The following is a 22,520-nucleotide window of genomic DNA, read 5'->3' as shown; positions in this document are numbered from 1 at the left end:
GAGGCGGTGATTTTCTCCAGCTATACTGCGGCCCGAAAACTTTCTTGATCTCTGAACGCATGACAGTTCCGATGCCAGACGTCCCGGTCGGCGAAATCCGGACCTCGCGCCTGGTGCTGCGGCCCGCGAGCGAGCGCTACGCCGGCGACCTGCAAAACTATTACAGCGAAAATCGCGCGCATCTTCAACCGTGGGAACCGTTGCGTCCCAACGGGTTCTTCGAACTCGACGCAATAGCCGACCGGCTTCGCTTGATGGAACGGCACAATGCTGCGGGAAGCGCCCTTCACCTGCTGGTGTGCCGGCCCGAAAGCGGAGCGCTCATTGGCGACTGTAATTTCACGAACGTCGTCCGTGGACCGTTTCAAGCTTGCCATCTTGGCTTCTCGATTGCGCGGCAGGCGCAAGGTCAAGGGTTGATGCGCGAGAGCCTGGCGTCTGCGATCGAGTACGTCTTCAGGAACCTGAGGCTTCATCGCATCATGGCGAACTACCGGCCAGAAAACGCGCGCAGCGCGGGCTTGCTCGAGCGACTACGCTTCGAACACGAGGGCCGTGCCCGCTCGTATCTGAAGATCAACGGATCATGGGCGGATCACATCCTCACGTCACTGCTCAATCCGGAAGACGTCGAATAAACACGTCACCGGGCGGCATCTCATCGCGCCATCATCCACGTACGATTGAAATCAGAAACTGCACACGTATCGAGCCCGCGCCGATCAGTTCGCCTGCGCCGCGAACGCGTACCCGTTCTTGCCGTTGCGCTTTACCTGATACATCGTTTCGTCGGCCACGGCGACGAGACGACGGTAGTTCCTGACGGGATCGGGAAAGCTGGCAATACCGATGCTGGCACGGACAAGTCCGGTTCCCATCAGTGTGTCCGTCTGCGTCACACAGTTGATGAGGCGCTGGGCAATTTCGCCCAGTTCCGCATCCGTCGAAAAGTCGCGGACCAGCACCGCGAACTCGTCGCCGCCGATCCGGGCAACGACGTCCGCTTGACGCACAGACTCGCGAAAGCGTCTGGAAACAGCGATCAGAAATTCATCGCCGATTCGATGGCCTAGCGAATCGTTGACTCGCTTGAACCCGTCCAGATCGATATAAAGGACGGCGATTCTTTGAAGCGTCGAGTCGGCAGACGGTCTTGTTGCGGTCGCCTCGAGCGCGGCAAACAGTTTCCGCCTGTTTGCCAGCCCGGTCATCGGGTCGTGCAGCGCCGCGTGTTCGAGCTTGTGCGACCGGCCTACGAGTTGGCGAGTACGCCTTGTATACATCGCCAGCACAATAATCAGCATGCCGAACAGGATCGCTCCCAAAGCGATCAGCGTGTCGGCGACATGAGAAATGCGCACGCGCACGTCGGCGCTAGCGAGATCGCGCTGCGCACGCCAATACGCCGACGCCGCGCCGAGCCACGCATCCGTACGGTCGGGATTTGCGTCAGGCGATAGCGCGAATGGAGGCACTTGCGACGCCTCGGACGGGCTCGCATTCACCAGCGCCGCGAGTGACGCGAGGCGGCTGGCGAGCGCTTGACGCGCATGTCGATAGCCTTCCGCCCGGGCACCGTCAGCCTCGGGCAGGTGCTGCCAGACACCGACCACGTTGCAGGCACTTTCCGCGCGTTCGACCGCTTCGATAACGAGCCCAATATATTCCTGCCTCAACTGGTCCGAAAAGATCGTCCTGATTTGCAAGGCAAGATACAAAACGCCGATCAGCAGACACAGCAACGAAGCGCCGGCCATCGTGGCCGGGCCCAGCCTGAAGCGCACCGCGAGGACGCGCCAGCCGTCGGTGCGCCTCGAACGAAGCGGCTCAGGGATGGGAGTATGTGTCTTGCTTGCTTCCGGTGCCATGCTGACGGTAACTCACGCGGCGAAAAAACTGCCCCATGCGCGCGAAGATGCCCGGTTTGGCCTTCCGGGTCGATACTTGCGTACGCCGGTCCTGCGGAGCGATCCGGCCCTCCCGCCCAGCGCGCGCGTCAGCCAGCTCGTGCGCAGCGGAATCCGGCGAAGGGGCGGCGCGGCGAGCGGGCTGTACGGGCGGTGCAGGCGCTGCGGATTCTGCAGCGGCAGCGGCTGTTTCCCGCGAAGGCGGCGACGAAGAACGCCTGACCTGACCGGCCCAAACCGCATGTTCCGATGGAGGATCGTCTTCTGTTGCCAATGCTGTCGATTCTGACGGCTCTGACGATTTCGACGGTGTTGTCGGCTTCGCCATTGCTGCCGACATCGCCGGGGACGTCGGCGGCGCCGATGCTGCCGATAACGCTGGGGACGTCGGTCTCGCCGATGCTGCCGATAATACTGGGGACGTCGGTCTCGCCGATGCTGCCGATAATACTGGGGACGTCGGCGGCGCCGATGCTGCCGATAGCGCTGGAGGCGTCGGCCACGCCACCGCTGCCGAAGTCACCGATACCGTCGAAGCGGTCATGCCGAGCGCCGCGCGCGCGCCCGTCATTGCTTCGACGTAGGCCTGCTGATCGTGGTTGAACCAGACGCCATACGCGACCGTTCCCACTACGCCGAGGGCCAGCGCACTGGCCGCCACCACGCAAAGCGCAAGACGTCCGAACCGCCCTGGCGGTGCGGCAAGCATCGACTCAATGTCAGGATTGAAACCGGTATCCGCGCCGTCTACAGCCTCTTTTGGCAAGTCGATATCGTTGGACATCGCATCATCTCCGACTCTTACATCTGACTTATCGACAGACTGTGTTCCCACGACTTGCATTTGGCTGATGCGAAGCCGCTGGAAAAATGTACCCCGCTCACCGGCCGGCGACAACATTCGCCGCAGCGCCGGAATGGTCATATTGCGAACTGGATCTGCACTGATCCGAACAGGTAATAATTTCCACGCGGTGTGTAGCATTGAGCAGGCGACGAAACCGGGCAGCCCGTTCCCTCCCGCCGGCGCGGGAGTGATTGATGACATGCGCTACGGCTATCCACCATGCAACAAACAGGCCCGCAGAGAGGTTCACTGGGGGAGTCCCCGGCGACAGGCCGTAAGCGCCGCGAAGGCAAAAAAGCATACCGGAGTACCTATTGCACGGTAATCGTCTCCCTCATATTCGGATGTATACCGCAAAACACCTTATAGACCCCCGGCTTATCAAACTTGAACTGATATGTATCGTTCTGGTCAAGTGCGGCAGAACGAAACATGCCGGCATCGTTCACAACCGTATGTGGTTCGCCGTCGAGATTCTTCCAGGTCACGGTCGAACCGGCCTTGATCGTGAGCGCCATCGGCGAGAACATGAAGTTCTTGATCACGACCGCGTTAGAGGCGTTCGGGCCTTCGGCTCGCGCGACGGAGAACCCGGCCAATGCTGCCACGATCACCGCACTCCCGAGAAACGCAAAAACACCGCGCCGAATATGAGTCGTTGGCATAACTTATCTCCTGTAGCTGAATGGCGTCCGGAAATCAAACAAGCGTTGTATCGGCAAGCGTCGCCTTGAGCGGGTGGCGCACGATCTTGATGCTCGTCACACCAAGCATCCTGGGAAGCTGATCGCTCGCCACCGTCAGCGGCCCGGGACCCGGGCCGTTACCCGCAGTCGGTTGCGGATAAGCTGTCGAGCGCGCTGTGTGGAACGTAATGTTGCCCTCGACCTTCGTGACGATCTGGTGAATATGACCGTTCAGAACGGTCACCGAACCGAAGCGCTTCAGATAGCCCATTGCCTGACCGGCATCGCCGGTGCCCCACCCCCACGGTTCGTAGATCGTCCACATCGGCATGTGCGCGAACACAACGATCGGTGTGCTGGCCGAGCGTCCCTTCAGGTCGCTTTCGAGCCAGGCGAGCTGCTCGTCGCCCAAGCCCCCCAAGCCGTTGGGCTTGAAATGCATGACGTTGACGAGACCGACAAAGTGCACCCCGTTGTGGTCGAAGCTGTAGTAACCCTTGTTGTCCGAGGCCTGACCGAAACGGCTGAAGTATTCAGCCCCGGGCCCATCCGTCACATCGTGTTCGCCCGGCACGGTGTGCAACTCCGTGATATTCAGACCCGACAGCAGTTGGGACGCGAGGTCGAACTCGGCCGGCTTGGAAAGATGCGTGATATCGCCCGTATGGATTGTCAGCGCCGGTTTGACCGGCATGGCATTGACGAAGTCGATTGTTTGCCTGAGCGTGCCCGCGACATCCGGATTGGCTTCCTTATTGAAACCGATGTGCGAGTCGCTGATCTGCAGGAAAAGGGGCACACCTCCGGCCGAGGGGGAATCCTTCGCGCCGGCGGCAAGCGCCAATTCCACCGGCGTGAGAATCCCGCCGGCCAGCATAAACACCGTGCCCACGCCGCCGAACGCGAGACATTTCAGCGCGCCGCGACGCGACGGATCGAAAGAATGATCTGACGACATATTGACCTCACGATAAGGATTCGGAGGTAGACCGCGGGATCGTCCGGCGGGCCTCTCGACTCGGTTCGTGAATGAAGACTGCCGCGCCAGCCGTTTTATTCCCGCTTCAACCGATCGGCTGAGTTTTTTTATTCCGGCCGTGTGACCGGCTCGCCAACAATCAGTGTGAACGTGGGAATAGCCGAACTGCGCCGACGGTCATGCAGATCAGAGAACACGAATGGAGTCGTCAAAATGGACATCATCGACATGGCCCGTGCCTCGGGCATGGCAGTCATCCTCGAAGGCAGGATCGGCCGCGAGGAATACCAGAGCGTATGCGGTTCGCTCTCGGCGTTACAGCGATTTGCCGATGCGGTACGTCACGACACGGCGCCGTCCGGTATTCGTCGCCGGGCGCCCCGCCAGAATGTGCATGCGAGCGCAAAGGAGCGCACGCTGTTCCCGGCTCCCCGGCCGCCGCGGTAAGCAGGCAGGTTTGCGTGGACAATATCGACGGAGGTTGACGTGCGACCAGTTTTGCGCCGTTTGCAACTCGGATCCGGCGTGGTGCTGCTGATCTATCTCTTCCTCCATCTGATCAATCATGCACTCGGAATCTGGTCGCTCGATCTCGCCGGGCACGGTCTCGCATTGGCTTTACGCGTCTGGCATAGCGTGCCCGGAACAATCCTGCTGTACGGTGCGGCGCTCCTGCACTTCGCACTGGCCTTGCGCACGATCTACGGGCGCAATCAGTGGTCGCTGCCCGCCACCGAATGGATACGGCTTTGGGCAGGACTCAGCCTGCCTCTGCTGCTCATCCGCCATGCGGTCTCGACGCGCCTCGCGGCCTCGCTCTATGGCTTCGAACCCAATTACGAGCGGATCGTGATATTGCTGATCACGAGCGGCACGCAAGGCTTGCAACTTGCGCTGCTCGCACCGGGCTGGCTACACGGCTGCCTCGGCTTGTGGCTTCGTCTGCGTCACCACGCGATCGTGCGCCGCGCGAAGCCCGCGCTGCTTGTTCTGCTCGTACTCCTGCCGCTGCTATCCGCGGCGGGCTTTATCCGAATGAAGCGGGCCGTCGTGGCAATGCATGCGATCCTTCCCGCGCCCGACCCGAAACTGATCATGCATCAACTCGCGCTCGACGCGTGGCGTCACGATCTCGTCACCCTGTATCTTTCGCTACTTGTCAGCGCCTTCCTGGCTGGTCAGTTGCGCAGTTGGCTGGAGCGTCGAAGGTCGCGCAAAGCGTCAGTCAATGTCTGAGACGGCGGATTGCGTTTCATGTCTCTTCTCCATGGAGAGCGAGCGCACGATGTTCAGGGCACCAGGGCCGGCCGCAAGTTGCTTCATCACCGGACGATGGGGGAACTGCGGGTCGAATATGCGACGTTCCAGGCTAACGACGATCCTTCTCTAAAGCTTGCCATCTACAAGGTGGATGCCGCATAGGTCGATGCGGCGAATACCGGGTCCAGATACCCGCAGATTGCCGGGCCGCCATCACGACCCAGCCAATGTTCGGCATGACCAGGCTCATAGCCCCAATCGCACACTCGCGCCTGAAATTCAAGCCACGCGCAGGAGCGGGTTATCCCGCGTTGACGTTTCCATAACAGAGTATTTACAGTTCCGTATGTTCGCGTATTGAATCGTAGTTCTATATACGAACATTTTTTGACAATAAATACGACGATCGAATCGCCAGACTTTCGTCACAGCTCGACACTGGAGAAACCAACGATATGAAGCACACCACCACCTTGACCCGGGTCGCCTGCGCAATCACCGCGCTCGCCGGCGCACCCGCCTTCGCGCAAAGCAGCGTCACGCTGTACGGCATCGTCGATACGGGTTTCGCGTATCAGAGCAGCCAGACGTCGCTCGGCTCGACAACGGGTGGTAAATCGAACCTCAAGATGGCTCAGGGTGTGTGGGCAGGCAGCCGTTTCGGCCTGAAGGGTGCGGAAGATCTCGGCGGCGGCACCAAGTCGATCTTCCAGCTGGAATCCGGCTTCAATTCGGCGACCGGCGCGCAGCAGTACACGAACGCGATGTTCGGCCGTCTGGCGTTCGTCGGCTTGACGAACCCGACCTACGGTACGCTCACCGCCGGCCGTCAATACACCGCGTACTACTCGCTGCTCTCGCCGTATAGCCCGACCACCTGGCTCACCGGCTTCTACGGCGCGCACCCCGGCGACGTCGACGCGCTCGACACGATCTACCGCGCCAACAATTCGCTGGTCTATACCTCGCCGAAGCTGTACGGCTTCACGTTCAGCGGCTCGTACTCGCTCGGCGGCGTGCCGGGCAGCCTGAACCGCGGCTCGACGTGGAGCGGTGCGATCCAGTACCTCAACGGTCCGGTCGGCGTGGCGGTCGGCTTCATGCGGATCAACAATTCGACGGTAGGCGGCGGCGCTTTCGGCGCGGATTCGACCGTGTCGAACAACGGCGTGCAATCGGGCGTCTCGGCCGTGACCAACGGCTACCAGACAGCCCAGGCGCAGCAGCGCTTCGCGGTCACCGGCGGCTACAACTTCGGCAACGGCTGGGACGTGTCGGCTGCGTACTCGAACGTGCAGTACATTCCGGGGGTAGGCTCGAGCTTCCGCGATACGGCGATCTTCAACACGGGCGGCGTCGTGCTGCACTGGAAGCCGTCGGTCGCATGGGACTTCGCAACCGGCTACAGCTACACGCGCGCCACGAAAGCGAACGGCATCACGAGTTCGGCGCAGTACCAGCAGGTCAACCTGTCCGAGTACTATGCATTGTCGAAGCGCACCGGGCTCTACGCGCTGCAGGCGTTCCAGCGCACGAACGGCAACACGCTCGGCACGGCAGGCTCGGGGCATATCATCACCGCCACCGCAACGATCGGCGACGGCTTCCAGAGCGCGCCGTCGTCATCGCGTAGCCAGTTCGCGGCAGGTGTCGGCATCGTGCACCGGTTCTAACCGGCGAAGATCGAAGAAAAGACGGCTCGTTATGACGAGCCGCCTGCAGTCCAGGAGACAACTCATGAGCCGCAACGCTGCCGTCAACGTTCAAACCTTCATCAACGAGCACCCTTTTTCGCCGTTCCAGTGGCTCGTTTTTTTCATGTGTTTCGTCGTCGTCCTGCTGGACGGCTTTGACACAGCCGCGATTGGTTTCATTGCACCGTCGCTGATCGCCGAATGGGGCATCACCAAACCGGCGCTCGCGCCCGTGCTCAGCGCCGCGCTGTTCGGCCTCGCGTGCGGCGCGCTTGCCTCGGGGCCGCTGTCCGACCGGCTCGGGCGGCGCTCGTTGCTGCTCGGTTCGGTCCTGCTGTTCGGCGTCGCGTGCCTCGTCTCGGCGTTCTCCACCAGCATCGGGCAACTGACGACGCTGCGCTTCATCACCGGCGTCGGTCTCGGCGCCGCCATGCCCAACGCCGTCACGATGATGGGCGAGTACTGCCCGGACCGCCGTCGCGCCACGGTGATCAATCTGATGTTCTGTGGCTTTCCGCTGGGCGCGGCGTTCGGCGGCTTTCTTGCCGCGTGGATGATTCCGCATTTCGGCTGGCGCAGCGTGCTGGTGCTCGGCGGGATGACACCGCTGCTGCTGATGGTCGTGCTGCTGCTGAAAATGCCGGAGTCCGTGCGCTACATGGTCGCGAACAACCAGCCGGTCGAGCGGATTCGCGCGGCGCTGGCGCGGATTTCCGCCGAAGCGTCGCAGGCGGTTACCTTCGTGATGACCGAAAGTGCGCCGCAAACCGGCGGCAAGGGTCTCGGCGTGGTGCTGTCGCGCTCGTACATCATCGGCTCCGTGATGCTGTGGGTCGCGTACTTCATGGGCCTCGTGATTTTCTATGCGTCGATCAACTGGATGCCGATCCTGTTGAAGGATGCCGGCCTCACGCCGCAGCGCGCAACGCTGATCTCAGCATTGTTCCCGCTCGGCGGCGTGGGCGCGGTGCTGTGCGGTGTGCTGATGGACCGCTTCAACGCGAACCGCATCATCGCAGCCTGCTATGCGCTGACCGCCGTGAGCGTCTATTTCATCGGCCAGGCGGTCGGCAACGTGGGAGCGTTGGTGTTCATCGTGTTCGTCGCAGGTGTGCTGATGAATACCGCGCAGTCGTCGATGCCGGCGCTGGCCGCCGCGTTTTATCCGACGCAAGGGCGCGGCACGGGCGTCGCGTGGATGTTGGGGATTGGACGCTTTGGCGGCATCGCGGGATCGTTCCTGGTCGCTGAACTGACGCGGCGCCACTTCACGTTCGCCGGAATCTTCGCGACGGTAGCGGCCGCAGGTGTGATTTCCTGCATCGCCTTGCTGCTGAAGCAGGCTGCACGGCCGCACACACCGGCAATGCCGGCCTCGAAGACGGAGTCGTTCGGGCACTGAACGGCGATGAAACGTTATCTGTGCGCCGCCTGTGGATGGCTTTGCGCGATTTCTGCGTGCGGCGCCGCTTCCGGACACGATATCGTGCTTATACAGGCCAAAACAACGCGTCGTTGTATGTAGCCCAGCAGGTTATCCACGCGGGGCCGATCGCGTCAACGCCCGAAAATCGCCCGGTGACATGTCATAAGCGCGCCTGAAGGCACGGTTGAAATCCGACGCACTGTTAAAGCCCAACCCATAAGCGATCTCCACGATCGCCAGATTCGGGTACCTGCGCAGTTCATCGGCGGCTTCGCGCAACCGGCGGTTGCGAATATAAGTCGCCAGCCCGCCTTCAGGTTCAAACAGACGATACAGCGTGGGCCGAGGCAGTTGCGAAGCACGGAGCACGCTCTCGGGCGTGAGATCCATTTGATGAAGATTGGCCTCGATATAGCGACGCGCCGTTCCGAACATCGCCGTGCGTGCCGCGGCGCGTGCATTGCCGATTAGACGCGCCTCCTTACCGAAGGCCGCTGCGATCAACAGCGCGCAGGTGCGGATCGCCTCATACGCCTCCGGCCCGCTCATCTTGTGGACGTTCTGGCTAAGGTCGGCGAGGTGGGCCGGAATCATGCGCGTTAGCGGCGTTTTATATTCAATGACACTGCCATGAATCGACTCCGCTTCCGGCAGGACCGACTCGACTAGCGCACGCGGCAAGAAAAAAGCCAGCAAACGGCAGGCGCTGCGCTCCATATGCATCGGCTGATTCATATCCAGCGCGAGAATGCCCGGCTCGGACTGCAAGGCTTTGCGTTTCGGATACAAGCCCGTGCCGGTCTCGATGGTTCCCTCCACCGCCACATGAAACACGTACTGGCGCACGTTGTCGGTGGAAATCCGCGCCACGGAGCGCGCTTGCGACACCGGATCGGTACGGCAATCCATGAACGTCAGATCGCCGCTCCGGTAGCTTTCGATCGTGCCGCTGAAGCCGTCGGCCAGTTGTGCGCGCGAAATCGGCACGTCGAGAAAATGCCCAAGCCGGTCCCGCCACGCAGGCAGCTGCGATCGCGGCGCTTCGTGATGCGTGCTGAAGTGGCTACGGATGCACTCCGGGGGAGCCACGCCCTTGGCAAGGGAATCTGTCGTCAAGATTTTTTCCGCCCGCTAAACGTGATGGGGATGGTTTTAAAATCTGAAGCACTTCCTTTTCTTCTTCACTGCCTATTCCCACGCGATTGTAGTGGAACATCCCACACGAAAAAAACCCCGACCGTTTCCGGCCGGGGCCAACTCTCTCGCTCGCACACCAAGTACCGTGCGTGCATATGTACTGTACCTGCAGCGATCGTGTGAATATATACGCCGCGCTGGAAGAGTCCTTTCCATCAGTCGCAGCCGCGCGCAACGCCGATTCAACGGCTGTACATCGCGTTCCAGTCGGCGGTGGACACCGCGGGCCGGCCGGTCTGCGATGAGCCCGTAACGCTGCTGCCGTAACCGCTCGTATTGCCGTTCTGCACAGCAACGCGGGCTTCCGCAGCCTGAATCGCGTCGGGATAATGCGCCTGGTCGCCGTCGCCGACGTGATAGCCAGCCTTCTCGAGTTGAATCAGTTCCGCACGCACCTGTGCGCGCGTGATCGGTGAATTCGATTGTGCGAAAGCAGTGGCCGAAGCGGCAAGCGAAGCAGCAATAACAACGGCCTGAATCAAAGACTTCATGGTAAGACGACCTCCAATGACGGGTGTGGTGCGGCGCGTCGACGACTCCGTCCGCGACCGCTGAACCTAGTCTAGGCGTCCTTTCCTCGCAGAATAACGGGCGCGCATCGAAGGGATTGTTGTTGGATCCAGGGAAATCGCTCCGCCGCGCACCGCGCCGGGCCGGCAGTGCGCAGCGCGGTGCCAGTGCCGCGATCAGAAGCGCGTGCGCAGGCCCACCGTGCCGACCACCTGATTGTCGGTCGAAGACGCACCGCCCGCCGTATTGATGAACGCCACGTAGCCGTGGCCGCTCACGTGCTGGTACATCGCTTCGGCGTACACGTCCGTGCGCAGCGATAGCGCGTAGACGGCCTGCAGGTTGACCTGATTCCATTTCGGATCGGCACCGAAACTCGACGTGCCGTTCACGTGTGCGTTCGTGTACGTATAGGCCGCGCCGAGGTTCAGCGCAGGCGTCACCGCGTACTTGCCGTTCACTTCGTAGTTATCGAAGCGCATCGAACCATGCGTCACGCCGAACGAAGCCGTGTTCTGAAACTGGCTATGGGTGTAGACAAACCCCGCCGTCACCGGACCGAAGCCGTAGCTCAACGCAGCGCCGGCGGTGCGCTGAACATCGGCGCCGAGCTGGAAGCCGCCCGTGCCGTTCGCTGTCGATTCGGCGAGATCGACCGAACCGCCGGTGTTCGAGGTGGAGTTCGAACCGTTGATCTGCAGATAGCCTGCGGCCGCCTTCAACGAACCAATGCTATAACTCACGCCCGCACTGTACGCGCGGTTGACTGCGAAATCCGTGCTGTTCGAAAACGCGTAGAGGCCGCCGAACTTCAGACCGCCATAGTTGGTGCTCGTATATTTGACGGCGTTGCTCATTCGCACCGAGTGATTCAGATTGTCGTTGTCGAACGGATGCGCAAAGCCGGTATCGCCGAAGGTGCCGGCCGTGCCGGACAGCGGCGCGACGAAGTCGACGAGCGAGTCGTATTGGCGTCCGAGCGTCAGCGTGCCGAACTGATTGCTGCTCAAGCCGGCGTAGGCCTGGCGGCCGAACATCCGGCCGTTCTGGCCGAGCTTGCCGTTCTGCACGTTGTAGCCGTTTTCGAGTACGAACAGCGCCTTGAGGCCGCCGCCCAGATCCTCGCTGCCGCGCAAGCCGAAGCGGCTGCCGTTGATGTTGCCGCTCGTCGCCTGTACCAGCGCGCCTTGCGAGCCGCCTTTCTTGACATTGTTGGTGTATGCAATGCCTGCGTCGATGAGGCCATACAACGTGACCGAGCTTTGTGCATGCGCCACCGTAGCGGCAAGTCCTGCAAACGCCGCGACTGCGGCGGAAATCTTTTTCACGTGAACGCTCCTGCGTAGCTGAAGTTTGGTGTTGAACAGCGACGCGAGTATAAAAACGCGGACCCCAGGAACGGGTGTCCGGCATTTGGAGCAGTCCTTTATAGATTGAAGAACAATCGTTCATCAATGTGCAGCAATCGAGATGCGGCGCGCTTTTACGCGGCGTTTTCAGGGCTCCCGGATGATGGCGCGGCAGTGATCCGGTTGCGTGCGAACAACACTCCGGCATTGCCGACTCACCAGGCGTTCTGAAAGGAAAGCGAGGTAGCATACGCGCGAAGGCGGCGAGTGCGGCACCGCCGGAGGCGGCATCTGTCATCGTCCCCTGCCTCACTCAGGCACAAAGTTGCAGCATCTTGTGCACTCTCGCTCAATCGCGCATTTCCGAGGTTTCGTTCGAACGACTACTTATATCCTCCTGGGCGGCGGCTTCGGCGTGGCTTTACTCATCGCCATCTGGGGCATCTGGCGCTTGAGGTAACCTCCACGGACGTTGGCACACCTCTCGCACAGGTGGCATCCCAACAACCATTCGACTTACGAAACCCTATGTCCTCTACTGCCGTTAGCACTGTTTCCCAGACGACCAAAGCAGCGCCCGGACTTGTGCTGGGCGCGATCGGCGTCGTATTTGGGGACATCGGTACCAGTCCGCTCTATACGCTGCGGGAATGTTTGAAGGCTGCCGGCGGTGTCAGCCAGACCAATGTGTTCGGCATCGTGTCGCTGATACTCTGGTCCATCATCATCGTCGTTACGTTGAAGTACGTCAGTTTTGTCATGCGCGCGGGCAATGACGGAGAAGGCGGCATCCTGGCGCTCACCGCGCTCGCGTCCGGAGTCGCGCCTGCACGATTGCGCGAGTTGCTTCTGGTTCTCGGCGTATTCGGCGCGGCCATGTTTTATGGCGATTCAATGATTACACCCGCCATTTCGGTCATCTCCGCGGTTGAAGGCGTGACGCTAGTCGACCCTCACCTCACCGAATGGATCGTTCCCATCTCTCTGGTCATTCTCACGTGCCTGTTCAAGCTGCAGAAACGCGGCACCGGTGCAGTCGGACAAGTGTTCGGGCCGGTGATGATCGTATGGTTCGTGACGTTGGCGGCACTCGGTATATCGCATATTGCAACGCATACCGGTATCGTGCGAGCCGCGTCGCCCTTCTACGCAGTGGCCTTCGTGGCGAAAGCGCCGGGGACGGCGTTTGTCGTGCTCGGCTCCGTGTTTCTTGCGCTGACCGGCGGCGAAGCGCTCTATGCGGACATGGGCCACTTCGGGACAAAACCAATCCGGCTCGCATGGTTGTTGCTCGTGCTGCCCAGTCTTGTTCTGAATTACTTCGGTCAGGCAGCGCTCGTACTCGAAAAACCTTCCGCAGTGGCGCAACCGTTTTTTCAGTCGGCGCCGGACTGGGCGCTCATTCCCCTCGTGCTGCTCGCGACGGCAGCCACCATCATCGCGTCGCAAGCGGTGATTTCCGGCGCCTTCTCGATGACCAAGCAAGCGGTCCAACTCGGCTTTCTGCCGCGCATCCCCGTGGTCCATACGTCGACACATGAAATGGGACAGGTCTACGTACCGTTCATCAATGTTTCGCTTTACGCGGCGGTGGTGTTTCTCGTCGTGTTCTTCAGATCCTCCGACAATCTGGCAGCCGCATACGGCATCGCGGTCGCGTCGACGATGCTGCTGACGACTTTACTGATGTACTTCATCACCCACAGCCTGTGGAAATGGCACCCGCTTGTTACGGCGGCCGTGATCGGGCCGCTGGCTCTGGTCGACGCGGTGTTCGTCTCGAGCAATATCAGCAAGGTTCTTGAAGGCGGATGGTTTCCGCTGCTCGCCGGCGGCGTGCTTTTCACCGTGATGACCACCTGGCATCAGGGGCGCAAAACGGTCGTCGATCGTATGAAAAGCGACAACCTGCCCCTGGTTGGACTGATTCACTCCCTGTGTGACGGCGGACACCCGCCGCCTCGCGTCAAAGGCACGGCGGTGTTTCCCGGCGGTGTGGTCGACATGGCGCCGAGCGCTTTTCTGCACAACCTGAAACACAATGGGGTCATGCATCAGACCAACATCTTCCTGGCCGGCACGACGGACAACGTGCCTCACGTGCCGGATGAGAAAAAAGTCGCCGTGACCGCCCTGGGGCACGGATGCTATGCCGTCGCGGTCCATCATGGTTTCATGGAGATTCCCAACGTCCCCGCCATTCTTGAACTGGCGCAAAAGCAGATGCCGAACTGGCAGTATGAGCCGGCGGACACGTCGTTTTTCCTCGCGCGCGACACGATCGTGGCCACGGGCGCAAGCAAGGCGATGCCGCTATGGCGCGAGAAGCTGTTCGCGTTTCTTGCGCGCAATGCAGCGCAGGCAGCGGAGTATTACAGCCTGCCTGCGAATCGCGTTGTGGAGATGGGTGGTCAGATTAACCTCTGACCCTCCGGCGCCGCTGATGCAAATCTGCCCATCGCCGGCACGGCCTATCAGATCAGGCCACGAATCAGATCGCGAGACAGATTATTCAGGTACCGGCCCCACCCTCATTCACGAGGCCGCTTTCATAATGATGGCAGCGCACCATTCTTTTCATTTTCCTTTCATTTCTGCCATTTTCAGTTGCGCATCGAACGCTGAAAGTTATATTGGCTCTGCTTAACGAATCCTGTTGTTGACTTTGGAATAAAACGCCGCCTAAAATTCGCGCATATCCACAAATGGGGCTGATGCCTTGGACACCTGCAGTAGTCGACCTTCGAACAGTTTCGCTGCCTGACCGGCAGGACGTCCGCGCTCTCTTCATCCAGCCGCCGTCTTGCCTCAAGGCAGACGGTGCGCGCCGTAGCAACCCTCCCCGTGCACCTTTATTAGCGCCATATGGCCGTTGCGATTACGCACGTTCGTATGGCACCGCGTCGCGAGCATGCACTCGCGGCTGCGTCCGTTCGCGCCTTTCGATTTAACGGTGCGAGCAGACGCGGATAAACGCGCGCGCCGCAGACGTGCTTAGCAATCGTGTAGCAATCGCACGTACGAACGCCGATAAGGAGCCGCCATGCCGGACAGTGACAGTTACCCCATATGCCGCTCACTTTCGTTTTTGCTTTTGCCCAAGGAAAGCGAGTAGACCTTCGTTGCTGCGCGTGATGCGCACAACCTCTCCGTCTGCTGGCTTTCCGCGAACCGCGTCAAGCCACGCGCTAGACCACGCGTTTAGCGATATACACACGGAGAAATATCATGACCTTCGGCCTCCTTCTGTCGCAACTGCCGCAAGTCCAGGAATCGCGCGTCCACTACGACGCCATGCTTGCCCTGCAAGCACCTGAACCGCGCAGATTCGCCGCATTCTGGCAGCGTTTCAAGCGTCTCCTTTCATAACGCGCCCTGTTCCGTCACACGCAAGCGACGCCGTTACACGACTCACGCCCTTACGTATGCCGGAGGTGCGCATTTTCCTTTCAATAAACACAAACGGGGAAGAAAGCAAAATGTCTACTCCAACGCAAGTTTCAACCACGCGGAGCGCCGTGCTCGACGCCGCGCACGTCGGCGATATCAGGGGTGCTTTGGGCACCATCGCCCATCACGACACCGCGCCGCGCAACAACTGGTGGGCGCGCTTTCGCACGCTGCTGGCCATCCTCGGTCCGGGCCTCATCGTGATGGTCGGCGACAATGATGCGGGCGCCTTCGGCACCTACACCCAGGCCGGGCAAAACTACGGCACCACGTTGCTGTGGGCCATGCTGCTGCTGGTGCCGGTGCTCTTCGTCAACCAGGAAATGGTGTTGCGACTGGGTGCCGTGACCGGTGTCGGCCACGCGCGCCTCATCTTCGAACGCTTCGGCAAATTCTGGGGTGCGTTCAGCGTCATTGACCTGTTCATTCTCAACGCGCTGACGATCGTGACCGAGTTCATCGGCATTACGTTTGTGCTCGACTTCTTCGGCCTTTCCAAGATTGCCGGCGTTTGCATCGCTGCCGCGCTGACCATGGCCGCCGTCAGTACGGGAAGCTTCAGACGCTTCGAGCGCTTCGCCATCGTGCTGTGCCTGCTGAGTCTGCTGCTGGTGCCGGTGCTGGTGTCGATTCATCCGCCGGTTGGGCAGATGACGCGTGATTTCCTCATTCCGGGCTGGCCGGAGCATTCGAAGCTGAGCGATGTGATGCTGCTGGTCATCGGTATCGTCGGCACCACCGTTGCACCGTGGCAACTGTTTTTCCAGCAAAGCTACATCGTCGACAAACGCATCACGCCGCGTTTCATGAAGTACGAAAAGGCCGACCTGTGGATCGGCATTGTGTTCGTGCTGATTGGCGCCGTGGCGATGATTTCGTTCTGCGCCGCGCTGTACGCCGGCAAGCCCGAGTTCGGCAATTTCTCGGATGCCGGTGGCGTCATCGCGGGGCTGGAAAAGTATGCGGGCCGGACGTCGGCCGTCCTGTTTGCCGTGGCCCTGCTCGACGCCTGCATCATCGGCGCCGCCGCAGTGTCGCTGTCGACCGCATACGCTATCGGCGACGTGTTCAAGATTCGCCACTCGCTGCATCGTCCCGTGTCGGATGCCAAGGGTTTCTATCTCGTGTACTTCGGCATCGTTGCCGCCGCTGCGGCACTGGTGCTGATTCCCGGCAGTCCGCTTGGTCTGCTGACCGAAGCGGTGCAAACGCTCGCGGGCGTGCTGCTGCCTGGCGCCACCGTATTTCTGCTGCTATTGTGCAACGACCGCGCCGTGCTTGGCCCGTGGGTCAATTCGAAGAAGCTCAATCTGTTCACGGGCGCCGTTGTCTGGGTGCTGGTGATGCTGTCCATCATCCTGACTGCCTCGGTGATGTACCCGGATATCACCGGGGAAACGATTCTCGAAATCCTCGTCGGCGGGACGCTGCTGGCCGTCGTCGGCTACGCCGCCATGGTCGGGATTCGCAAGGTTGGAGGTGAAACGACGGACAGCCACGTAGAAACGTATCCGAAAAGCGCCCGCGATACGTGGCGCATGCCACCGCTGGAAGAACTGCCGCCGCCGAACCTCACGCTGTCCGAGCGTGTCTGGATGGGCGTGCTGCGCGGCTATCTGGTGCTGGCTGTCGCACTGGTTATCGTGAAGGTCGTGCAGATGACGATCCTGAAATAAGCCACTATAAGAACACAAAGAGAACACCCAGCCGCCGCCCAGAAAGCGGCGGCTTTTTTTGTACGCAGCCTATTTCATTCGTTGCCACACGACTTTCGACGACCCATATCCGAAGGCTCCAGGCGTGATGTACGTCAGACGATCACCGTCAATCGTGAATGGTCGCCGTTGAACATCTGCATCCCAGTTCGGAAAGGTACTTTTCTGGATATGGAAAACGATAACTTGCCCTGCTGAATCGACGGCATAAGTGCCGAAATGCGCGACGTTGCCCCGGATGATTTTTTCGTTCTCTTCGGCCGTGCCTAGCTGCCGGTTACCCGATGCGAATTTCGGCAGATCGGCGCGGAGCACGACCAGAACGTAGCGGCCGTCGCTGCCGAAGATGAGTTGCCCTTCCGGATGCGGCCCAAGCAATTCCACGTCATTGCCGCTCTTTGCCACCGTCAACGAGACCAGCGACCACGAACCCACCACGCTGGCTGCGGCCTGCGCAAAAGCCTTGGGTACGGGCGCACACGCGGCGGCAATCGCCATCGCGATAGCGGCCATCGTTTTGAGCGCTGGTTTCATGACGTTCTCCACGCGCGCGAGGACCTGAAGTCAGACGATTCCGTCGCGTTTCGCTAGCACTTGCGTAAAGATTCGCCGCCATTGCGCGGCGCGCCGGCCGGGTCCCTCTCGCATGTTGCCCCCGCGTTTGGCGTAAGACGATCACTTCGGCGAGAGAAAGCGGATTTACTTTTGGTAGTTTGTGAAGCGTAGGCGCTTTCCTGACGAAAATCTATCGCGTTGGCTATTGCGTTAATCCCCACGCCCGTCAGGTCCGACGCGACAGCGCCGGACCTCACACCGTTTCAAGGTTTAAAAATTGCAGGGCCTCAATTGAAATCGCCGGTCTCGAGTTCCACGGACCGTCCGCCGTTTTTTTCGAGCACCCGCCGCGTAGCGTTTTCGATCTGCGCGCGGTTTGCCTCGAAGGTACCGACGAGATTGTGAGCAGATGTGCCGTCGTTGCCGAAATGGTCGTTCAAGGCATCGAGCGATACGCTGCACCAGACGTCGGCCCCATCGACGTTGGCTTCGAAGGCAACCCGCGCAGCCGCCACCACTTCGCGGCGTCCGGTGAATTCGATCCTCATGACTACCCTCCATCTGTCGAAAGAAAAGCGTTGAACGTGCAAACGCTGCCGTGCCTGCTGTGCCGCACTATAACGCCGCACGCTCAGCGCACATTCTCCGCAAGGTGCATACTCGACATCGGCCGCATTCGTGCGGCCGCGCTTATGCGTCGCGGCGCTCATGTCTCCCCTCGTGCCGCCTGCCGCGCCGCCTGACGTGTCTAACATCCTAATCCTATCTATCGGCCTGTGTCCCGCAACCCGCTATCCCGCGCGCGAACGAGGCAAGGTGCAAGACTATCTGGCGAGCGTGTGGGCCATTTCGGCGGTGGTTGGGCCGATGCTGGGCGGGCTTTCGTCCCCGCGATCAACATCGGCGGGGCTAAAAAGGTCCCGGTCAAAGCGCTGTCACCGCTTGAAGAGTGATGCGGCCGCGGTTCTACAAACCCGCTATCGGCAGGTTGCAATTTGCGCGGGCGCACAAGCCATCCGTAAGCCATAGTCGTGCCCGGATGGGCTGCGCCGGCGCGTACAGGTCAGTCCTTCGCGTACAGCGTCGACTCCACGAACCCTTCCGCGGCCAGCACCTGCCCCACCAGAATCAGCGCCGTGCGCTCGATATGGGTCGATTGCACTTTGCCGACGATGTCGTCGAGCGTGCCCGTGAGCTTTTCTTCATCCGGCCAGCTCGCGCGATAGATCACCGCGATCGGACAATCGCCGCCGTAATGCGGCCGCAATTCATCGACGATGCGCGCCAGATGCCGCACGCCGAGATGAATCGCCATTGTCGCGCGATGGCTCGCCAGCTTGCCGAGTTGCTCGCCTGCGGGCATCGTCGTTTTGCTGGCGTAGCGCGTCAGGATCAGCGTTTGCGAAATGCCAGGCAAAGTAAGCTCACAGCCGAGCGCCGCCGCGCACGCGGCGGTCGCGGTCACGCCGGGCACGATCTCGTATGGAATGTTCAGCTCGCGCAGTCTGCGGATCTGCTCGCCGATCGCGCCGTATAACGAAGGGTCGCCGGAATGCACGCGCGCCACATCCTGGCCCTTCTCGTGCGCCGATTCGAGCAATGCGACGATCTGATCGAGGTCGAGGTCGGCGGTATTGACGACCTGCTCTGCAACATGACCTTCCAGCACGGCGGCCGGCACGAGCGAACCCGCATACAGGATCACCGGACAACTGCGCACGAGGCGCTGCCCTTTCACCGTGATCAATTCCGGGTCGCCGGGACCCGCGCCGATAAAAAACACCGTCATTCGATACTCCGTGATTCATTCGGTCGGCACGTCGTCGACGCGCCGCTCAGGAGGATAAGTGCCGCAACGCGTCGAGCAATTCGACCACGCCCTCAAACTCTCGATCGGCTGCAGGCAACTCGGGTCGCCGCAGCATGACGATCGGCAGGCCACGTTCGCGCGCGACTTCGAGCTTTGCTTCGGTGGCGCTGCCGCCGCTGTTTTTGCTGACTACCACGTCGAACGCTTCGGCACTGAAAAGCGCTCGCTCGCCTTCGAGCGTGAACGGGCCCCGTGTGTCCAGAATCCGGGCGCGGGCATTGCCGTCGTGCGGGTCGAGACAGCGCACGGTCCAGAACTGGTGCGGCGGGATGTCGTCGAGATGCGCGAGCGGTTCGCGGCCAAGCGTGAACAGTGGCCGCCTGAACGCGGCGAGCGCCGCGGTCAGTTCGCTCCAGCGATCGACCATGCGCCAATCGTCGCCGGTTTGCGGATGCCAGCCAGGGCGGCGCAGCGCCCAGCACGGCACACCTGCGGCATGACTCGCTTTCACGGCATTCGCACTGATTTGCGCGGCGTACGGGTGGGTCGCGTCGATTACCAGGCCGATGCGTTCCTGTTCGATGTAGCGCGCCATGCCTTCAGCGCCGCCAAAGCCGCCGACGCGCACCGTACCCGGCAGATCGTCCGGCACCTTGCCGAGCCCGGCGAGACTGTACACGTGATCGGGCTCAAGTCGATGCGCGATCTTCAACGCGTCGCCGGTGCCGCCGAGCAGCAGGATGCGCGTCATTGCGCGGCTCCGATCAGATTGCCCTGGCGGTCGATCGCGAACATTTCGACGGCGACCTGCGGCGGTACGATTTCGCGCGCGACCGCGAGCGCATGCCGGCAGACGATATCGCCGAGCGGCACGTTCTGCGCGCGCGCCAACGCCACCGCTTGCTGACTCGTATTGGCCGCGCGAATCGCCGCCTGCAATGCCGCGTCCGCGCCGTGTTCGGATGCCCACACGGCCAGTTGCGCCAGATCGATGCTCGAATTCCGGCTATGCAGATCGAGATGCCCCGCGGCCAGTTTGCTGAGCTTGCCGAAGCCGCCGCAAATGCTCAGGCGTTCGACCGGCGCGCGCTTCATATGCTTGAGCACCGCGCCAACGAAGTCGCCCATTTCGATCAGCGCGATGTCCGGCAGGCCGTAATGCGCGCGCATGGCGTCTTCGCTCGCGTTGCCGGTGCAGGCCGCGACATGCGTGTAGCCGTTCGCACGCGCGACGTCGATGCCCTGGTGAATCGACGCGATATACGCCGAGCACGAAAACGGCCGCACGATTCCGGTGGTGCCGAGAATCGACAGGCCGCCGAGAATGCCGAGGCGCGGGTTCATCGTCTTCAGTGCGAGTGCTTCGCCGCCCTCCACGCCGATCGTCACCTCGAAACCGCCGCCGTATGCGTGCTCAGCAGCCAGATCGGCCAAATGTTCGGTCATCATCTTGCGCGGCACCGGATTGATTGCCGGTTCGCCGACCGGCAGCGTCAATCCCGCACGCGTCACCGTGCCGACGCCCGGTCCCGCGTGAAAACGCACGCCCGGTTCGGCACGCAGCCGCACGCGCGCGAATACAATCGCGCCGTGCGTCACGTCGGGGTCGTCGCCGGCATCCTTGACAGTGCCCGCTTCGGCGCCGTCGGCGGTCAGGCGGCAGAACACCAGCGGCATCGGCACATGCTGGCCCTTGGGCAAGACAATTTCCGCGACGTCGCTGACGATGCCCGTGAGCAGCAGACGCGCCGCCGCGAGCGACGTCGCGGTGGCGCAACTGCCGGTCGTGTAGCCGCTGCGCAGCGGCGCGGGTTGTTCGGGCGTTTCGTCGCGCATTACGGTTGATGGCGCAAGTCGGCCGCGGGCGGCAACATGCCGGCCGCCTTGGTCACGTCGAGCAGCGTAATCGGTAGTGCCTGGCGCCAGGTGTCGAAGCCGCCAAGCGGTTGTGCGTCGGCAAGCGCAATGCGCGTGAGCGTGCCGCCATGCTGTTCGCGCCACGCCGCGAGCGCCGCCTCGCCTTGCAAGGTCACGGCATTGGCGACCAGCCGCCCGCCGTCGCGCAAGCTCGCCCAGCAGGCATCCAGCACGCCAGGCACGGTCACGCCGCCGCCGATGAACACGGCATCCGGTTCGGGCAGACCGCCCAACGCTTCAGGCGCGCGGCCAGCGACGAGTTGCAATCCGGGCACGCCTAACGCGTCGCGATTGTGTTCGATGAAACGCTGACGCTCCGCGTGCGCTTCGATCGCGATCGCGCGGCAGCTCGGATGCGCGCGCATCCATTCGATGCCGATCGAGCCGCTGCCTGCGCCAACATCCCACAGCAATTCGCCGGGCGTCGGCGCGAGACGCGCCAGCGTGACGGCGCGCACGTCTCGTTTGGTCAGCTGGCCGTCGTGGCGAAAAGCATCATCGGGTACGCCGGAGGTCAGCGGCAGTCGCGGCGCGCCATCCGTTGCGCGGCATTCGAGCGCGATCAGGTTCAGTGCCGCCACCTCGCCCGCCGACCATTGATCCGCGCGGCCGTCGATCCGGCGTTCCAGCTCGCCGCCCAGATGTTCCAGCACGATCATGCGGGTCGCGCCGAAACCGCGCGCGTTCAGCCATTCCGCCAGCGCCGCGGGCGTGCCGCCGTCCGCGCTCAGCACGAACACGCGCGCGCCGTCGTGCAGACGCGCGTTCAGCGTCGGCAGCGGCCGCCCCACCAGCGACACCGTCGCCACATCCTGCAAGGGCCAGCCGAGCCGCGCCGCCGCCAGCGACAACGACGACGGCGCCGGCAGCACCCGCAACTCGCCGGCCGGCAACTGCCGCGCCAGCGTCGCGCCGACGCCGAATAGCATCGGGTCGCCGCTGGCCAGCACGCACACGGGCGCCGCGCGCTCCGCCAGCAAAGGCGCGAGATCGAACGGACTCGGCCACGCCGCGCGGCGGGCGGCCAGGCGCGCGGGCAGCATCGCCAGATGGCGTTCGCCGCCATACACCACCGACGCCTCCAGCAAAGCGCGCCGCGCGGGCTGCCCCAAGCCGGCGAAGCCGTCATCGCCTATGCCCACCACGGTCAGCCATGCCGGCATGCATCCATCCTCATTCTGTATCTTCAAATAATGCGCTGAGCCACGCCGATCAAAG

Annotated in this window: 22 protein-coding genes; 9 read left to right on the top strand and 13 right to left on the bottom strand. The window is 61.9% G+C overall.

The genetic code is table 11. From position 1 onward, the window contains the following. Nucleotides 1-71: 71 nt before the first annotated feature. On the top strand, nucleotides 72-638 hold the full coding sequence (rimJ, locus tag SB772_RS21890; protein ID WP_410835292.1) for a ribosomal protein S5-alanine N-acetyltransferase: 567 nt from the start codon (nucleotides 72-74) through the stop codon (nucleotides 636-638). Nucleotides 639-722: 84 nt separating this feature from the next. Here rimJ and SB772_RS21885 read toward each other — a convergent pair whose 3' ends face one another. The 4 genes from SB772_RS21885 to SB772_RS21870 form a co-directional block, all read right to left on the bottom strand. Then, nucleotides 723-1,868 carry a diguanylate cyclase gene (locus tag SB772_RS21885; RefSeq protein WP_410835291.1) on the bottom strand — a complete coding sequence of 382 codons (1,146 nt, stop codon included), beginning with the start codon at nucleotides 1,866-1,868 and terminating at the stop codon, nucleotides 723-725. A gap of 128 nt (nucleotides 1,869-1,996) precedes the next feature. Further along, nucleotides 1,997-2,410: a hypothetical protein gene (locus tag SB772_RS21880; RefSeq protein WP_410835290.1), complete on the bottom strand. Its 414-nt coding sequence runs from the start codon at nucleotides 2,408-2,410 to the stop codon at nucleotides 1,997-1,999. Between the two features lie 655 nt (nucleotides 2,411-3,065). Then, entirely contained in the window at nucleotides 3,066-3,419 is a 354-nt protein-coding gene (locus SB772_RS21875) for a cupredoxin domain-containing protein (RefSeq protein ID WP_410835289.1), read from the bottom strand. A gap of 34 nt (nucleotides 3,420-3,453) precedes the next feature. Continuing rightward, nucleotides 3,454-4,398, bottom strand: coding sequence for a metallophosphoesterase family protein (locus tag SB772_RS21870; RefSeq protein ID WP_410835288.1), 945 nt, complete (start codon nucleotides 4,396-4,398; stop codon nucleotides 3,454-3,456). 234 nt (nucleotides 4,399-4,632) lie between these two features. On the opposite strand from SB772_RS21870, the gene SB772_RS21865 reads away from it, so the two are divergent. From SB772_RS21865 to SB772_RS21845, 5 genes are all read left to right on the top strand, one after another. Then, the gene (locus tag SB772_RS21865) at nucleotides 4,633-4,866 is read left to right on the top strand and encodes a hypothetical protein (protein WP_410835287.1); all 234 of its coding nucleotides are present in this window, start codon (nucleotides 4,633-4,635) and stop codon (nucleotides 4,864-4,866) included. A gap of 39 nt (nucleotides 4,867-4,905) precedes the next feature. Further along, entirely contained in the window at nucleotides 4,906-5,655 is a 750-nt protein-coding gene (locus SB772_RS21860; protein WP_410835286.1) for a hypothetical protein, read from the top strand. Between the two features lie 18 nt (nucleotides 5,656-5,673). Next, complete coding sequence (locus tag SB772_RS21855) at nucleotides 5,674-5,841, top strand: hypothetical protein (RefSeq protein WP_410835285.1); 168 nt, start codon at nucleotides 5,674-5,676, stop codon at nucleotides 5,839-5,841. Nucleotides 5,842-6,134: 293 nt separating this feature from the next. Then, a complete protein-coding gene (locus SB772_RS21850; RefSeq protein WP_410835284.1) occupies nucleotides 6,135-7,352 on the top strand; it encodes a porin in 1,218 nt (405 codons plus the stop codon). Between the two features lie 64 nt (nucleotides 7,353-7,416). After that, nucleotides 7,417-8,775 (top strand): MFS transporter, encoded by a 1,359-nt coding sequence (locus tag SB772_RS21845; RefSeq protein WP_410835283.1) that lies wholly within the window; start codon nucleotides 7,417-7,419, stop codon nucleotides 8,773-8,775. Between the two features lie 132 nt (nucleotides 8,776-8,907). Here the strand turns inward: SB772_RS21845 and SB772_RS21840 are convergent, their stop codons facing one another. The 3 genes from SB772_RS21840 to SB772_RS21830 form a co-directional block, all read right to left on the bottom strand. Next, entirely contained in the window at nucleotides 8,908-9,915 is a 1,008-nt protein-coding gene (locus SB772_RS21840; protein WP_410835282.1) for a helix-turn-helix domain-containing protein, read from the bottom strand. A 263-nt stretch (nucleotides 9,916-10,178) separates the two neighbouring features. Continuing rightward, on the bottom strand, nucleotides 10,179-10,487 hold the full coding sequence (locus tag SB772_RS21835) for a DUF4148 domain-containing protein (RefSeq protein ID WP_410835281.1): 309 nt from the start codon (nucleotides 10,485-10,487) through the stop codon (nucleotides 10,179-10,181). Nucleotides 10,488-10,682: 195 nt separating this feature from the next. Next, nucleotides 10,683-11,834, bottom strand: a complete 1,152-nt coding sequence (locus tag SB772_RS21830; RefSeq protein ID WP_410835280.1) for a porin — start codon at nucleotides 11,832-11,834, stop codon at nucleotides 10,683-10,685. A gap of 549 nt (nucleotides 11,835-12,383) precedes the next feature. Between SB772_RS21830 and SB772_RS21825 the strand changes: the two genes are divergently transcribed. The 3 genes from SB772_RS21825 to SB772_RS21815 all read left to right on the top strand — a co-directional run bounded on the left by SB772_RS21825 (nucleotide 12,384) and on the right by SB772_RS21815 (nucleotide 16,981). Next, the gene (locus tag SB772_RS21825; RefSeq protein ID WP_410835279.1) at nucleotides 12,384-14,282 is read left to right on the top strand and encodes a potassium transporter Kup; all 1,899 of its coding nucleotides are present in this window, start codon (nucleotides 12,384-12,386) and stop codon (nucleotides 14,280-14,282) included. 801 nt (nucleotides 14,283-15,083) lie between these two features. Beyond that, complete coding sequence (locus tag SB772_RS21820) at nucleotides 15,084-15,224, top strand: hypothetical protein (RefSeq protein ID WP_410835278.1); 141 nt, start codon at nucleotides 15,084-15,086, stop codon at nucleotides 15,222-15,224. A 110-nt stretch (nucleotides 15,225-15,334) separates the two neighbouring features. Further along, nucleotides 15,335-16,981 carry an Nramp family divalent metal transporter gene (locus SB772_RS21815; protein WP_410835277.1) on the top strand — a complete coding sequence of 549 codons (1,647 nt, stop codon included), beginning with the start codon at nucleotides 15,335-15,337 and terminating at the stop codon, nucleotides 16,979-16,981. A 69-nt stretch (nucleotides 16,982-17,050) separates the two neighbouring features. Here SB772_RS21815 and SB772_RS21810 read toward each other — a convergent pair whose 3' ends face one another. The 6 genes from SB772_RS21810 to cbiE all read right to left on the bottom strand — a co-directional run bounded on the left by SB772_RS21810 (nucleotide 17,051) and on the right by cbiE (nucleotide 22,465). Continuing rightward, entirely contained in the window at nucleotides 17,051-17,518 is a 468-nt protein-coding gene (locus tag SB772_RS21810; protein ID WP_410835276.1) for a lipocalin-like domain-containing protein, read from the bottom strand. A gap of 344 nt (nucleotides 17,519-17,862) precedes the next feature. Then, nucleotides 17,863-18,123 carry a DUF1488 domain-containing protein gene (locus SB772_RS21805; protein WP_410835275.1) on the bottom strand — a complete coding sequence of 87 codons (261 nt, stop codon included), beginning with the start codon at nucleotides 18,121-18,123 and terminating at the stop codon, nucleotides 17,863-17,865. Between the two features lie 515 nt (nucleotides 18,124-18,638). Further along, on the bottom strand, nucleotides 18,639-19,364 hold the full coding sequence (gene cobM / locus SB772_RS21800) for a precorrin-4 C(11)-methyltransferase (protein WP_410835274.1): 726 nt from the start codon (nucleotides 19,362-19,364) through the stop codon (nucleotides 18,639-18,641). 46 nt (nucleotides 19,365-19,410) lie between these two features. Further along, nucleotides 19,411-20,136 (bottom strand): cobalt-precorrin-6A reductase, encoded by a 726-nt coding sequence (locus SB772_RS21795; RefSeq protein WP_410835273.1) that lies wholly within the window; start codon nucleotides 20,134-20,136, stop codon nucleotides 19,411-19,413. After that, nucleotides 20,133-21,221 (bottom strand): cobalt-precorrin-5B (C(1))-methyltransferase, encoded by a 1,089-nt coding sequence (locus tag SB772_RS21790; RefSeq protein WP_410835272.1) that lies wholly within the window; start codon nucleotides 21,219-21,221, stop codon nucleotides 20,133-20,135. The genes SB772_RS21795 and SB772_RS21790 overlap by 4 nt, the downstream gene beginning before the upstream one ends. Then, a complete protein-coding gene (cbiE, locus tag SB772_RS21785) occupies nucleotides 21,221-22,465 on the bottom strand; it encodes a precorrin-6y C5,15-methyltransferase (decarboxylating) subunit CbiE (protein WP_410835271.1) in 1,245 nt (414 codons plus the stop codon). The genes SB772_RS21790 and cbiE overlap by 1 nt, the downstream gene beginning before the upstream one ends. Nucleotides 22,466-22,520: the final 55 nt, after the last annotated feature.

Origin of the sequence: Paraburkholderia sp. SIMBA_030 (genome assembly GCF_046535245.1) — a bacterium.
In the GTDB taxonomy this organism is placed as follows: Bacteria; Pseudomonadota; Gammaproteobacteria; order Burkholderiales; family Burkholderiaceae; genus Paraburkholderia.
The sequence above is the reverse complement of the archived record's forward strand: the minus strand, read 5'-3'. Positions and strand labels throughout refer to the sequence as shown.

Coding starts and splice junctions, on each gene's coding strand:
- rimJ (WP_410835292.1), top strand. CDS start 72: ATGCCAGACGTCCCGGTCGGCGAAATCCGGACCTCGCGCCTGGTGCTG.
- SB772_RS21885 (WP_410835291.1), bottom strand. CDS start 1,868: ATGGCACCGGAAGCAAGCAAGACACATACTCCCATCCCTGAGCCGCTT.
- SB772_RS21875 (WP_410835289.1), bottom strand. CDS start 3,419: ATGCCAACGACTCATATTCGGCGCGGTGTTTTTGCGTTTCTCGGGAGT.
- SB772_RS21870 (WP_410835288.1), bottom strand. CDS start 4,398: ATGTCGTCAGATCATTCTTTCGATCCGTCGCGTCGCGGCGCGCTGAAA.
- SB772_RS21865 (WP_410835287.1), top strand. CDS start 4,633: ATGGACATCATCGACATGGCCCGTGCCTCGGGCATGGCAGTCATCCTC.
- SB772_RS21855 (WP_410835285.1), top strand. CDS start 5,674: ATGTCTCTTCTCCATGGAGAGCGAGCGCACGATGTTCAGGGCACCAGG.
- SB772_RS21850 (WP_410835284.1), top strand. CDS start 6,135: ATGAAGCACACCACCACCTTGACCCGGGTCGCCTGCGCAATCACCGCG.
- SB772_RS21845 (WP_410835283.1), top strand. CDS start 7,417: ATGAGCCGCAACGCTGCCGTCAACGTTCAAACCTTCATCAACGAGCAC.
- SB772_RS21835 (WP_410835281.1), bottom strand. CDS start 10,487: ATGAAGTCTTTGATTCAGGCCGTTGTTATTGCTGCTTCGCTTGCCGCT.
- SB772_RS21825 (WP_410835279.1), top strand. CDS start 12,384: ATGTCCTCTACTGCCGTTAGCACTGTTTCCCAGACGACCAAAGCAGCG.
- SB772_RS21820 (WP_410835278.1), top strand. CDS start 15,084: ATGACCTTCGGCCTCCTTCTGTCGCAACTGCCGCAAGTCCAGGAATCG.
- SB772_RS21815 (WP_410835277.1), top strand. CDS start 15,335: ATGTCTACTCCAACGCAAGTTTCAACCACGCGGAGCGCCGTGCTCGAC.
- SB772_RS21810 (WP_410835276.1), bottom strand. CDS start 17,518: ATGGCGATTGCCGCCGCGTGTGCGCCCGTACCCAAGGCTTTTGCGCAG.
- SB772_RS21805 (WP_410835275.1), bottom strand. CDS start 18,123: ATGAGGATCGAATTCACCGGACGCCGCGAAGTGGTGGCGGCTGCGCGG.
- cobM (WP_410835274.1), bottom strand. CDS start 19,364: ATGACGGTGTTTTTTATCGGCGCGGGTCCCGGCGACCCGGAATTGATC.
- SB772_RS21795 (WP_410835273.1), bottom strand. CDS start 20,136: ATGACGCGCATCCTGCTGCTCGGCGGCACCGGCGACGCGTTGAAGATC.
- SB772_RS21790 (WP_410835272.1), bottom strand. CDS start 21,221: ATGCGCGACGAAACGCCCGAACAACCCGCGCCGCTGCGCAGCGGCTAC.
- cbiE (WP_410835271.1), bottom strand. CDS start 22,465: ATGCCGGCATGGCTGACCGTGGTGGGCATAGGCGATGACGGCTTCGCC.